Annotated in this window: 10 protein-coding genes; 4 read left to right on the top strand and 6 right to left on the bottom strand. The window is 55.5% G+C overall.

Annotated elements, in window-relative coordinates; translation table 11 throughout:
* Window positions 1–11: 11 nt before the first annotated feature.
* From ubiE to argC, 5 genes are all read right to left on the bottom strand, one after another.
* On the bottom strand, window positions 12–767 hold the full coding sequence (gene ubiE, locus FDP13_RS10045; RefSeq protein ID WP_027713438.1) for a bifunctional demethylmenaquinone methyltransferase/2-methoxy-6-polyprenyl-1,4-benzoquinol methylase UbiE: 756 nt from the start codon (window positions 765–767) through the stop codon (window positions 12–14).
* Window positions 768–901: 134 nt separating this feature from the next.
* Window positions 902–2,443: a DNA recombination protein RmuC gene (gene rmuC, locus FDP13_RS10040; protein WP_143839358.1), complete on the bottom strand. Its 1,542-nt coding sequence runs from the start codon at window positions 2,441–2,443 to the stop codon at window positions 902–904.
* 190 nt (window positions 2,444–2,633) lie between these two features.
* Window positions 2,634–4,007 carry an argininosuccinate lyase gene (gene argH / locus FDP13_RS10035; protein ID WP_143839357.1) on the bottom strand — a complete coding sequence of 458 codons (1,374 nt, stop codon included), beginning with the start codon at window positions 4,005–4,007 and terminating at the stop codon, window positions 2,634–2,636.
* 117 nt (window positions 4,008–4,124) lie between these two features.
* The gene (gene argB / locus FDP13_RS10030; protein WP_033576480.1) at window positions 4,125–4,898 is read right to left on the bottom strand and encodes an acetylglutamate kinase; all 774 of its coding nucleotides are present in this window, start codon (window positions 4,896–4,898) and stop codon (window positions 4,125–4,127) included.
* Between the two features lie 24 nt (window positions 4,899–4,922).
* Window positions 4,923–5,927, bottom strand: a complete 1,005-nt coding sequence (gene argC / locus FDP13_RS10025) for an N-acetyl-gamma-glutamyl-phosphate reductase (RefSeq protein ID WP_143839356.1) — start codon at window positions 5,925–5,927, stop codon at window positions 4,923–4,925.
* Between the two features lie 214 nt (window positions 5,928–6,141).
* Between argC and argE the strand changes: the two genes are divergently transcribed.
* Together argE and FDP13_RS10015 are read left to right on the top strand one after the other, a co-directional pair.
* The gene (argE, locus tag FDP13_RS10020; RefSeq protein WP_143839355.1) at window positions 6,142–7,293 is read left to right on the top strand and encodes an acetylornithine deacetylase; all 1,152 of its coding nucleotides are present in this window, start codon (window positions 6,142–6,144) and stop codon (window positions 7,291–7,293) included.
* A gap of 60 nt (window positions 7,294–7,353) precedes the next feature.
* Window positions 7,354–8,082: a GntR family transcriptional regulator gene (locus FDP13_RS10015; protein ID WP_027713444.1), complete on the top strand. Its 729-nt coding sequence runs from the start codon at window positions 7,354–7,356 to the stop codon at window positions 8,080–8,082.
* A gap of 21 nt (window positions 8,083–8,103) precedes the next feature.
* On the opposite strand, the gene FDP13_RS10010 is transcribed toward FDP13_RS10015, so the two are convergent.
* Window positions 8,104–9,303 (bottom strand): enolase C-terminal domain-like protein, encoded by a 1,200-nt coding sequence (locus FDP13_RS10010; protein WP_143839354.1) that lies wholly within the window; start codon window positions 9,301–9,303, stop codon window positions 8,104–8,106.
* 307 nt (window positions 9,304–9,610) lie between these two features.
* Here FDP13_RS10010 and FDP13_RS10005 point away from each other — a divergent pair, with 307 nt between their 5' ends.
* The gene (locus FDP13_RS10005) at window positions 9,611–10,990 is read left to right on the top strand and encodes a PTS transporter subunit EIIC (RefSeq protein WP_143839353.1); all 1,380 of its coding nucleotides are present in this window, start codon (window positions 9,611–9,613) and stop codon (window positions 10,988–10,990) included.
* Window positions 10,991–11,277: 287 nt separating this feature from the next.
* On the top strand, window positions 11,278–13,917 hold the full coding sequence (gene ppc, locus FDP13_RS10000; protein ID WP_015848226.1) for a phosphoenolpyruvate carboxylase: 2,640 nt from the start codon (window positions 11,278–11,280) through the stop codon (window positions 13,915–13,917).
* Window positions 13,918–13,924 lie beyond the last annotated feature (7 nt).

Genomic DNA, 13,924 nt, shown 5'->3' with positions numbered 1-13,924 from the left:
GAGTATCCAACTCAGAATTTAAATCCGCGATGCAGCGCCACGATGCCGCTGGTCAGATTAAAGTAATCCACACTGTCAAAGCCGGCATCGTTCATCATCCCTTTTAATGTTTCCTGATCCGGATGCATACGGATGGACTCCGCCAGATAACGGTAACTACCGGCATCGCTGGCAACCATCTCGCCAATGCGTGGCAGCACATGGAAGGAATACGCGTCGTATACCTTGCTCAGCGCTTTCACGGTCGGCTTCGAGAATTCCAGCACCAGCAGGCGGCCACCGGGTTTCAGCACCCGATACATGGAGCGCAGCGCCCGCTCTTTTTCGGTGACGTTACGCAACCCAAACGAAATAGTAATGCAGTCGAAAAAATTCTCCGGAAACGGCAGGGCTTCGGCATTGGCCTGAACATAACTGATATTACCCACCACACCCAGGTTGCGCAGCTTCTCGCGTCCTACTTTCAACATCGACGCATTGATATCCGCCAGCACCACTTCGCCGTCATCGCCCACCAGACGAGAGAATTTGGCCGTAAGGTCGCCGGTGCCGCCGGCCAGGTCCAGCACACGCTGACCACGGCGCACACCGCTGCATTCGATGGTAAACCGCTTCCAGATACGGTGAATGCCAAATGACATCAGATCGTTCATCAAGTCATATTTAGCCGCCACAGAATGAAAAACATCCGCCACCATGGCTTCCTTATCATCTTTAGCTACCGTGCGAAAACCAAAATGTGTCGTATTATCCGAATCGTCTACCATGTTATCCGCCTGCTTTTTCAACTTCAGGATCGTGTTACCCATTAATGGGTAGCATTAATGGATAGAGAGTGTAACAGACGGCGCCTAAAAGCGACCGCCCTTCTTTTCACCCTGTGCACCGAACCTGATCAACATCATATCGCCGTGCCGTTCGGCACATCATCCATGCTATTCACGCCCTGTTCAGCCTCATCATCATGCGCATCCTGCGATAACGTGAGCCATTCATCGGGTGCCGCAGATTCATCCTGCATCATTGGTACGTTGACTGGCCGCTTAATCTCCACCCCCAACGCACGGAACCCTTCGGCCTGGCCTATCAGGTTGCCACGCCCGGACGCCAGTTTCTTCATCGCCTGACGGTAACCCGCCTGTGCCTTGTCCAATCCTTGCCCCAGCGACGCCATATCATCAACGAACAGACGCAGTTTGTCATAGAGCCGGGATGCCCGCTCCGCGATCAACTGCGCGTTGCGGCTTTGCTGCTCATAACGCCAGAGATTGTTAATCGTCCGTAACGCTACCAGTAAAGTCGTGGGGCTGACCAGCATAATATTGTGGCGTAATGCCTCGGTAATCAGATCAGGTTGACGATCGATAGCCACCAGGAACGCCGGTTCGACCGGAATAAACATCAGCACATAATCGAGAGAACGCAACCCCGGCAGTTGTTGGTAATCCTTGCTGCCCAGCAACCGCATATGATTGCGGATGGACAGCAGATGCTCGTTCAGCGCCACCGCGCGATCGGCCTCGTTAGCGCCGTTGAAATAACGCTCATAAGCCACCAGCGACATTTTGGCATCGATGACGACATCCTTGCCGTGCGGCAGCCGGACGATCACATCCGGTTGCAGACGGCTGTTGTTGCCGGTCTGGACGCTGACCTGAGTGTCATATTCGTGTCCTTCGCGCAGCCCGGAGCTTTCCAGCACCCGGCTCAGCACCACTTCCCCCCAGTTACCCTGGGTTTTGTTGTCGCCTTTTAACGCATTGGTGAGGTTGATGGCTTCCTGCGCCATTTGGGCGTTGAGTTGTTGCAGATTACGGATTTCATGCGCCAGCGTATGCCGTTCGCGAGATTCCGCCCCGAAGCTCTCCTGAACCTGGCGACGAAAACCATCCAATTGTTCCCGCAGCGGTGTCAGCAGCTTCTCCATACTCTGCTGGTTTTGCTGATCCACCTTATGCCCTGTCTGCTCAAAGATACGATTAGCGAGGTTTTCAAACTGGGTGGATAACCGCTGTTCGCTATTCATCAGCAACCGTTGCTTTTCTTCCGCCGCCAACCGGGTTTCTTCAAGGCGAATGGTCACTTCGCGCAGTTCTGCTTCCTGCGCACCGTTAGCTTCGCGCAACGCGCGCAGTTCCTGATTGAGCTGAGCGCACTCGTCCCGCAACTCCGCCAGTTGCCGCAACTTTTCTTCACCCGCCGCCAGTTGCGCGTGTAACGAACGCAACTCCTGCGTTTGCTGCTCCAACCGTTGTTGGTCTTGCTGCCGCGCCTGCTGGTTTTCGCTCAATTGCCGATGCGTCTGTTCAAGCGCCTGCTGCTGTAACTGAAATTCGGTGTCATGCCGCGCCAGGCGCTGCTGTTGCAGCAGGCTGGCGGCCAGCCAGCCCAGCAGCAAGCCGACCACGACACCGCCGACGCCATAAAATAAGGAGATCTCCACACCGCCTCCGGGTTATGCGTACCACTGCCCGCCAAGGTAGAATGAGGCTGTATATCTGTCCAGAGGTTATGCGAAAAATCAGCCGAAAAAGCCGCAGACAAACGGAAAAATGCGAGCCGACTTCAGAAAGCCGGTGACAGAAAAAACAAAACCGGCCCAGAGGGCCGGTTCAGAAACCGAGAATTAGGGATTAAGCCAGACGCTGCTTTGCGTCGGCGATGGCGCGCGCGACCTGCTCCGGCGATACCCCGCCCTGCGCGGCGCGTTTTTCCAGACAGGACTGCAACGACAGCACCGGGTACACATCGTCTTCAATCACCGCGCTGAACTGTTTAAGATCCGACAGCGACAAGGCTTCCAACGCTTTACCCTGACGAATGGCTTCCACCACCGCTTCACCGACGATATGGTGCGCTTCACGGAATGGCACACCTTTGGCGACCAGATAATCGGCCAGTTCGGTGGCGTTGGCATAGCCCTGCTGCGCCGCTTCCTGACAACGTGGACGTTTCACCTGGATGCCTTCCAGCACCAGCGCCGCCATCAGCAGGCAGTCGTGCCAGGTATCCAACGCATCGAACAGCCCTTCCTTGTCTTCCTGCATATCCTTGTTATAGGCCAGCGGCAGCCCTTTCAGCGTCACCAGCATACCAGCCAGCGCACCCTGCACCCGGCCGCACTTACCGCGGATCAGCTCCAGCGCGTCCGGGTTCTTTTTCTGCGGCATCAACGAAGAGCCGGAGGTCACGCGGTCAGACAGCTCGACAAACGCCGCTTCACCGCTGTTGAAGAAAATCAAATCTTCGGCGAAGCGCGACAGGTGCACCATGCCGATAGACGCGTCAGACAGCAGCTCCAGCACGTGATCGCGGTCAGAGACCGTATCCAGACTGTTGCGGGTAGCCGATGCAAAGCCCAGCCAACCGGCCAGTTGCTCGCGGTCAATCGGATAAGCGGTGCCTGCCAGCGCGCCGCACCCCAACGGGCTGACGTCCAGACGCTTGAGCGTATCCTCAAGACGGCTCTCATCACGCGCCAGCATTTCGTGATAAGCCAGGCACCAGTGGGCGAAGGTGACCGGCTGTGCACGTTGCAGATGGGTATAACCCGGCATCACCGCATCCTGAGTCGCTTCGGCGGTAGCCACCAACGCCGCGCGCAGATGACGAATCGCCTGCGACAGTTCGCTCACCTGCGCCTTGCACCACAGTTTCAGGTCGGTAGCGACCTGATCGTTACGGCTACGCCCGGTGTGCAGTTTCTTACCCAAATCGCCGACTTTCCCGATCAGTTTCTGCTCCACCCAGCTGTGGATGTCTTCCGCGTCGCTTTGCAGGACAGCCTCAGGGTCCGCCTGTACCTCTTGCAACAGTGCATTGAGCGCCTGCTCCAGTTGCTGCTGTTCCTGAGCGCTCAGTACGTTCACCGTCACCAGCGCCTTAGACCAGCCGATGGAGCCGATGATGTCCTGTTCCGCCAGACGGTAATCAAACCGCAGTGAATCGTTGAACTGTTTAAAACGCCTATCTGCCGCCTGCGTGAACCGTCCGCCCCACAAAGCCATAACTACACTCCCGGTCTCTCTGATAAAGGCGGGTCGACTCCTGTCCGGCCCACCGTTGAACTGCCCGCGTTTCACCGGCGGCTTACGCCGGGAGAAAGCGCGATGAATGCTTGCTGATTACGCCAGAATACGGGTGCCGATAGACACGCCGTTGAACAACGCCGGCAACTGCTCGGCGTGGCGCCAGCTGGCGATATCCACCGGGCGCCCCAGCGCACGCGCCGCGTCCAGCGCCGCATTCACTTTCACGATCATACCGTCGGTAATAATGCCCTGAGCGATCAGATCTTCCGCTTTACCAGCAGTCATTTCCGCGATGCGCTGGCCTTTGCCGTCCAGAATGCCGCTCACATCGGACAACAGGATCAAATCAGCGCCCAGTGTTTGCGCCAGTGCGGTAGCCGCTTGGTCGGCGTTGACGTTCATCAGCTCACCGCCGGCAGTAATGCCGATGGAACTGATCACCGGCAGATAACCGGCACTCAACAGGGTGTTAAGCAACGCCGGAGAACCCGCTTGCGCTTTGCCCACATGACCCAGCTCATCATTCAGTTGTGTCACCACGGTGCTGCCGCCATCCGCCAGGCTCAGGCCCACCGCGTTGATGCCGTGACGAAGCGCCCAGGCCAGCAGGGTTTTGTTGGCGGAGCCGGCCAGCGCGCCGGTAATAATGTCGATCTGGTCGGCAGGCGTCACACGCAGGCCGTTTTTCTTGACCACCGGCAGCGACAGTTTCTTCATCAGGTCATCCACCAGACAGCCGCCGCCATGCACGATAACCAGCGGGCGCTGATGCTGTTGACGGTAAGTTACCAGCGCGGTGAACAGGCGCTCCAGCGCCTCTTCGCTATCCAGTAATACGCCACCTAATTTGATAATTAACGGATTCATCGGTCTTTGCGCCTCAGGGTGTCATCAGAGTAAGGATTGGGTTTCAGGGAAACCGAAGCGAATGTTCATGCACTGCACCGCCTGTGCCGCCGCGCCTTTGAGCAGGTTATCTTCGGTAGCGACCACGATCAGGTGCTCATCCTGCACCAAGAAGCCGATATCGCAGAACGGCAGCCCGACCACCGATTTCAGCGCCGGTACGCCTTTTTCATACAACCGCACCAGCGGCTTGTCGTGGTAGGCATTGTGGTAGGCTTCCGCAACGTCCTGTGCAGTAACGCCCGGCTGCAAACGGCAGGTGATCGTCGCCAAAATACCACGCGGGAAATTGCCCAGATGCGGGGTGAAAATCACCGGAATACCCAGATGGGTGGCGATTTCCGGATGATGGCGATGATTGAAAATGCCATACGGTTGCAGGCTGACTTCACAGAAGCTGTTGGTCATGCTCGCTTTGCGACCGGCACCGCTGACGCCGCTGGTGGCGTCGATCACCGGCCACTGGTTCGGGTTCAGCAAACCGCCTTCCACCAGCGGTTTCAATGCCAATTGAGAAGCGGTTGGGTAACACCCCGGCACGGCGATAAGCCGCGCTTGCTTGATAGACTCCGCCTGCCATTCCGCCAGGCCGTACACCGCCTGCGCCAGCCAGCCAGCGTGCTGATGCTCGAAACCGTAGTAACGGGTATAGAATTCAGGGTCCTGCACGCGAAATGCGCCGGAAAGATCGAACACGGTACAACCGGCGTTCAGGAATTGCGGTGCAAGATCGTGGCTCACCTTGTGGTCGGTGGCCAGAAACACCACATCCACACCCTTTGCGGCCTCGGCCACGTCGGCCAACGGTTGCACCGGCAAATCAATAATGCCTTTAAGCTGGGGATGCAGGTCGGAAATGCGTTTTCCCGCATCAACGCTTTGCGCGGATACCGCCAAAGCGGTTATGTTCATCTGCGGGTGACGGTTCAGGTACAAGGCCAGCTCAGCGCCGGTATAGCCACTTGCACCAACGATCAACGTATTCAGCATGAGTTCGGTATACCTTTATTGCCAGATAGGTGGAACAGGGAGCAGGCTCATCAGCGTGGCCACGCCGTTTACCCACAACAGCCAGAAGAAACGATTATGCGACAATCTCACCTCGCCGCACAGCTTGTGATTTCATTTCGCCTGGCATTATTGTATTTTTATTCACAATAAATGCATGAATATTGATACTATCCTAACCCAGAGGCTGTCAACAGTGAAGATGAATTTACCCCCTTTTATGGAGCTCTACCGGGCATTGATCGCCACGCCGTCCATCAGCGCCACCGAGCGCGCTCTGGATCAAAGCAACGAGACCTTAATCAATCTGTTGGCGGGATGGTTTAGCGATCTGGGTTTTCACGTTGATGTGCAGCCGGTCCCCGGTACGTTTAATAAATTCAATCTGTTGGCTCGCCTGGGCGAAGGCAGCGGCGGGCTGCTGCTGGCCGGCCACACCGATACGGTGCCGTTCGACGACGGCCGCTGGACGCGCGACCCGTTTACCCTGACCGAGCACGACAACAAGCTGTATGGGCTCGGCACCGCCGACATGAAAGGCTTTTTTGCTTTTATTCTTGATGCACTGCGCGATGTGGATGCCGGTAAACTGACTAAGCCGCTGTACATTCTAGCCACCGCGGATGAAGAAACCACGATGGCGGGCGCCAAGTATTTCTCCGGATCGACCGGTATTCGCCCGGATTGCGCCATTATCGGCGAGCCAACCTCGCTGCAACCGGTACGCGCTCACAAGGGCCACATGTCGAACGTGGTTCGCATTCAGGGCCAGTCCGGTCATTCCAGCGATCCGTCGCGCGGCGTCAATGCCATTGAGCTGATGCACGAAGCCATTTCCGAGCTGATGGTGCTGCGCAACACCCTGCAACAGCGCTACCACAACCCGGCGTTCCACATTCCTTATCCGACCATGAATTTCGGCCACATTCATGGCGGCGACGCCGCCAACCGCATTTGCGCCTGCTGCGACCTGCACATGGACATCCGCCCGTTACCGGGCATGACGCTCAGCGATCTCAACGGCTTGCTGAGCGAAGCGCTGGCGCCGGTTAGTGAACGTTGGCCGGGCCGCCTGACCATCAGCGAGCTGCATCCGCCGATTCCCGGCTACGAATGCCCGGCGGACCATCAACTGGCGCAGGTGGTGGAAAAACTGGTAGGGCAACCGACCGATGTAGTGAATTACTGCACCGAAGCACCGTTTATTCAGGCACTGTGCCCGACGCTGGTACTCGGCCCCGGCTCCATCAACCAGGCGCATCAGCCGGATGAATTTATCGACATGTCGTTCATCAAACCCACGCGCACGTTGATTACCCAGTTGGTGCATCATTTCTGCCGGCATTGATACCGTTGTTCACATTTGCAGCGCCGTGCTGAGCAGGCGGCGCTGTTCACCAGGTGTTCGATGAAGAAAAAAGACTTTATTGCACAGGACTTGCTGAGCAAAATTTACCAGCACGCCGCATCACTGCCGGGCAAACAGATGCCGGAAAAACTACCGCCGGAACGTACGCTGGCGGAGGAATACGGTGTATCGCGCTTCACCATCCGCAAGGCGCTGGAAAAGCTGGCCAGTATCGGTGCCGTTCGTCTGGTGCAGGGCGCGGGTAATTACATCAATCCGGATATTCGCAACAATCCGCTGGTGTATAACTCCGTTACCGAGAAGAAATTTAATCAGATCACATTCCGCCTGCTCAGTTTGCATAAGCGCCTGCCCACCCGAGACGAGCAACAGATGTTCGGTATTTCCGATGCCGTTTTTTTATGGGAATTCTGCCGGTTACGGTGCGTTGATAATCAAAAGGTACAAATCGAGGTCTCCAGAATGCCTGCCGACCTGTTTGCCGATATGACGCGACGTGTTCCAGAGCAATCCATCCAAAAATACGTTCTGGGCAAGGGCTATGAAATTTCTCACTTTTTAACCCATTACCAGGCCGTCACCGTAAATCAGGTACAAGCGCAACTGCTGGAGTGCAAGAAAGGTATCGCCGCGATGCATATTATCAATCGCGGCATGTTGAAAGATGGGCGGGTATACGAAGTCAGCGATATCATCGACATCAACTACACCTGTACCTACGTGATTCCCTTCAATCAGGACAACCTAACCTTCCGTCAGTCACCCTGAACAATCGTTTTCCCGAAACGGCTATGGCGTATGCAACGAGCCGTCCGGCAGGCGACTCTGCGTCCATTCGTGCGGCCGATAGACTACCGGGAACGCCTGCGCCGCCTCTTCCGCCATTTCGACGCCGATGCCCGCCCGTTCTATTGGGTACAAATATCCCTGCTCCGGTCTCGGCGAATCCGGGAACACATGCCGAGTGTTGTCCGGATACGCGATATATTCCTGAATGGCGGCGTTATGCAGGTGAATATTGAGGTGTAAATTCACCGCCGCGCCAATCGGCGTCATATCCGGCGGGCAGTGCCAGGCCAGGCGGATGCCAAAATTCTGGCACAGTGCCGCCAGCTTCAACGCAGGCGAAATACCGCCGATCTGGGAGACATGACAGCGGATAAAATCGATGTGCCGATGGATAATCAATTCCTGCCACTCGGCGGGATTGTTGAACAGCTCCCCTGTCGCCAGCGGCACCGCCGTCTGGGCACGGATTTGTGCCAACCAGCCGTTCTGCGCAGGAGGCAGAATATCCTCAATAAAGTAAGGCCGGTAGCTTTCCACCGCACGGGCAAACTGCACCGCCTGAGACGGGAATAGCCGCTCATGCACGTCATGCAAAATGTGAAACTTGTCGCCGTAACGCTCCCGCAGGGCACGAAACATGGTCAACGTATTCGCCATGTACTGTTCCTGATCGTAATAGGCTCCCGGCGTCGGTTGACGCGTCGCGTGCCATTGCGCAGGGGTTCCGCCGTAAAAACCCAGTTGGCAACGAATATGCCGGTAACCGTCGGCGTAATGGCGATCAACCTCGTCGAACAGACCGGTCAACGTATCGCTGGCGGCATGGGTATATACGGCAATCGCATCACGCGATTTTCCGCCCAGCAGTTGATACAACGGCATATCCGCCAGCTTGCCTTTAATATCCCATAACGCCATATCAACGCCGGCTATCGCATTGTTGATGACAGGGCCATTGCGCCAATAGGCGTTGACCATCATCAAATGCCAAAGATCTTCAATGTGATTTGCATCCCTCCCCACCAACAGAGGAGACAGATATTCATCCACCAATGTTTTCACCGCCAGAGGGCGTTGCTGGAAAGTCGCGCAGCCATAACCGGTAATACCTTTATTTGTATTCACTATCACCGTGACCAGATTATGCCTATCCGGTTTAGTGATAATACATTTTATATGAGTAATGATCGTTGGAGTCACAGAAACATATTCCCTGGTGTTGATAGCCGTTTTCCCGATGGCGAAAACACGCTTTTCACTGCGCGAAACGGCATGAGATAAGAGGGTTTTACTTATTTAAAACCGACTTGTAAAGGCATTATTTTTTGGTCTAAAAACACCATCATTATTGAATTAAAAACCATACCAATTTTAAAAAAAATGCCACAAACACCGCAATAAACGGGCAAATGTGACCATCATCATGTTTTATTGGTTTGTTTTTACTAGGTCATGTCACTATCATCGAAGCCGTTATTTTCACAATAATGACATTGAGGTTTTATTTATGGGGAAAAATGAAGTTGTTCAATCAATTATTACAATGATGGGCGGCGCAGAAAACATCAATAAGGTCTGGCATTGTATGACCCGGCTCCGCTTTGATGTCATCAATAAAGAAAATATCAATATCGACACGATAAAAAATCTCCCAGGAATATTAGGCGCACAATATCAGAGCGAACAATTTCAAATTATTATCGGCCCACAAGTCGCTGAATATTACACTTTGCTGACGCAAAACCTGTCGGGCAATACCGCCAGGCACACTGAGCCCGCGGCTACGCATCCGGCGACAAAGAAAGGGATTGTGTCGTTGTTCATGGATACGGTTTCCGGTGTATTCGGCCCGATTGTTCCGGCTATCGCCGGTGCCGGGATGATAAAAGGGTTACTGGCTGGGTTATTGGCCCTGAAGGTGATCCCCACCAAAACCGACACCGTTATCATCATCGACCTTATCGCCAGCGGCGTTTTTTATTTCCTGCCATTCTTTCTGGCTATTTCAGCGGCCCGCATGTTCAAAACCAATGAATATCTGGCCGCAGCGATAGCCGCCTGCATGATGTACCCCTCGCTGATTGATGCGGCGAAAGCGCTGTCAAGCAAGGCACCGAATGCTATCGACTCGTTTTATTTTATCGGCCTGTTACCCATACCGGTATTTAATTACTCCGCCAGCGTTATACCGGTAATATTCTCCATCCTGGCCTTAAGCTATATCCATCAGGGAGTCGACCGGATTATGCCGGCCGTACTGAAAACGGTGTTTACCCCAACGCTGACGCTGTTCATTACCGCATTAGTTTCACTGACGATCATCGGCCCATTGGGGATCCACTTCGGTAAAGGGCTCGCCTGGCTGATTCAAGGGCTGTTCGATCTCTCCTCTGTGCTGGCCGGTCTTGTCGTCGGCGCCATCCGCCCGGTAGCGATACTCACCGGTATGCATCACGCCATGACGCCTATCGCCTTGCAGAACTTTGCCGAAAAAGGCTACGACATGCTGATGCCTATGATGTGTATGGCCAATATGGCGATTGCCGGATCGACGTTCGCCATCTATTTTTACGAAAAAACGCGGCAGGATAAATCGGTGGTGCTGTCTGCCGCCGTCTCGGCGCTGTTGGGTATCACGGAACCGGCGTTATTCGGCGTACTCACCAAATACAAAAAAGCGTTTTTGTCTGCGACCATCGCCAGTTCGATTGCATCCGCATTCATCGCTTTCTTCGGCGTGAGATTGTTCGGATATATCCTGTCGAGCGTATTTAGCCTGCCCGCCTACATTGGCCCTTACTTCGTTTATGCCATCAGTGGCGTACTCATTGCCTTGACTCTCTCTTTTTCACTCTCTTACTTGTTGGTCGTCAGGCAGAACCGCTAATTTTTCCCCCGCCATCCGGTGCTTCGCCCGCAGGAGCACCGGACTGGCTTGCCTCCCCCCCCTCGTCTTTCCCCCTCTGAAACGGACAAATAATAAGTGACTCTTATAGGCAAGCTTTTGTAATTAAATTTCACAAATTGCCTTTGTACCGGTTAAACAGGTACAACTGTAGGGATTAAATGACGTTCATTGACGAACAATCGCGAACGTGGCTAGATAACAGACAGTAACCACACATTTTTTGTGTGTAATAAATTTACAAAATCACGAGGTGGGTCAGGGTAACTATGAATGAACAATATTCCGCCATGCGGAGCAATGTCAGCATGTTGGGTAAATTGCTGGGCGACACCATCAAGGAGGCGCTGGGCGCCAATATCCTTGAGCGTGTTGAAACCATCCGCAAGCTGTCTAAAGCCTCGCGGGCCGGCAGCGAAACACACCGTCAGGAACTGCTGACCACATTGCAGAACCTGTCCAACGAAGAACTGCTGCCGGTCGCCCGTGCGTTTAGCCAGTTCCTTAACCTGACCAATACCGCCGAGCAGTACCACAGTATTTCACCGCACGGCGAAGCGGCCAGTAACCCGGAAGCGCTGGCGACGGTGTTTCGCAACCTGAAAAACCGCGACAATCTGAGCGACAAAGACATCCGCGACGCCGTGGAATCGCTTTCTATCGAGCTGGTACTGACCGCGCACCCAACCGAAATCACCCGCCGCACGCTGATCCACAAACTGGTCGAAGTGAATACCTGCCTCAAGCAGCTCGATCATGACGATCTGGCCGATTATGAACGTCACCAGATCATGCGTCGCCTGCGCCAATTGATCGCCCAATATTGGCATACCGATGAAATCCGCAAAATCCGCCCGACGCCGGTAGACGAAGCGAAATGGGGCTTTGCGGTAGTAGAAAACAGCCTGTGGGAAGGGGTGCCCGCCTTCTTGCGTGAACTCGACGAGCAAATGGACAAGGAACTGGGTTACCGCCTGCCGGTGGATTCGGTGCCGGTACGCTTTACCTCGTGGATGGGCGGCGACCGGGACGGCAACCCGAACGTAACCGCCGAAATTACCCGTCGCGTGCTGCTGCTGAGCCGCTGGAAAGCCGCTGACCTGTTCCTGCGTGATGTGCAGGTGCTGGTATCCGAACTGTCGATGACCACTTGCACGCCTGAGTTGCAGCAACTGGCCGGCGGTGACGAGATACAAGAACCGTACCGCGAACTGATGAAAGCATTGCGCGCGCAATTAACCTCCACGCTGGACTATCTGGATGCCCGCCTGAAAGGCGAGCAACGCGTGCCGCCTAAAGATTTGCTGGTCACCAACGAGCAGCTATGGCAACCGCTGTACGCTTGTTACCAATCGCTGCACGCCTGCGGCATGGGTATCATCGCCGATGGTCAGTTGCTCGATACCCTGCGCCGCGTGCGTTGCTTTGGCGTACCGCTGGTACGTATCGACGTACGTCAGGAAAGCACCCGTCACACCGATGCGCTGGCGGAAATCACCCGTTATCTGGGGTTAGGGGATTATGAAAGCTGGTCGGAATCCGACAAGCAGGCGTTCCTGATCCGCGAACTGAACTCCAAGCGCCCATTGCTGCCCCGTCAATGGGAACCCAGCGCCGACACTCAGGAAGTGCTGGAAACCTGCCGCGTCATCGCCGAAACCCCACGCGACTCCATCGCCGCTTATGTTATTTCGATGGCGCGTACCCCGTCCGACGTGCTGGCGGTGCATTTGCTGCTGAAAGAAGCCGGCTGCCCGTACGCGCTACCGGTAGCGCCGCTGTTCGAAACACTGGACGACCTGAATAACGCCGATAGCGTCATGATTCAGTTGCTCAATATCGACTGGTATCGCGGCTTCATCCAGGGCAAGCAGATGGTGATGATCGGCTATTCCGATTCCGCCAAAGACGCCGGGGTGATGGCGGCGTCCTGGGCGCAGTACCGCGCGCAGGACGCACTGATCAAGACCTGCGAAAAATACGGTATCGCGCTGACGTTGTTCCACGGTCGCGGCGGTTCGATTGGCCGTGGCGGCGCGCCGGCTCACGCGGCGCTGCTCTCCCAGCCGCCGGGCAGCTTGAAAGGCGGCCTGCGCGTTACCGAACAAGGCGAGATGATCCGCTTCAAGTTCGGCCTGCCGGAAGTCACCATCAGCAGCCTGTCGCTCTACACGTCCGCCATTCTGGAAGCCAACCTGCTGCCGCCGCCGGAACCGAAGCCTGAGTGGCATCACATCATGGATGAGCTGTCGCGTATTTCCTGCGACATGTATCGTGGTTACGTGCGTGAAAATCCGGATTTCGTACCCTATTTCCGCGCGGCTACGCCGGAACTGGAACTGGGCAAACTGCCGTTGGGGTCGCGCCCGGCCAAACGCCGTCCGAACGGCGGCGTGGAAAGCCTGCGCGCCATTCCGTGGATTTTCGCCTGGACGCAAAACCGCCTGATGTTGCCTGCCTGGCTGGGTGCCGGTGCGGCATTGCAGAAAGTGATCGACGACGGCAACCAAAACCAGCTCGAAGCCATGTGCCGCGACTGGCCGTTCTTCTCCACCCGTATCGGTATGCTGGAAATGGTGTTCGCCAAAGCGGACCTGTGGCTGGCGGAATATTACGATCAACGGCTGGTGGAAGAGAAACTGTGGTCGCTCGGCAAACAGCTGCGCGAGCAACTGGCGAAAGATATCAAGGCGGTGCTGACCATCTCCAACGATGATCACCTGATGGCTGATTTGCCGTGGATCGCCGAATCCATTGCGTTACGCAACGTCTACACCGACCCGCTCAACGTACTACAGGCAGAGTTGCTGCACCGCTCACGTCAGCAGGACACGCTGGACCCGCAGGTCGAACAGGCGCTGATGGTCACCATCGCCGGTGTCGCCGCCGGGATGCGTAATACGGGTTAGTCGCGAA

It is taken from the genome of Dickeya sp. ws52 (assembly GCF_007210685.1).
GTDB lineage: Bacteria > Pseudomonadota > Gammaproteobacteria > Enterobacterales > Enterobacteriaceae > Dickeya > Dickeya chrysanthemi.
This window is presented reverse-complemented; position numbering and strand designations above follow the sequence as displayed.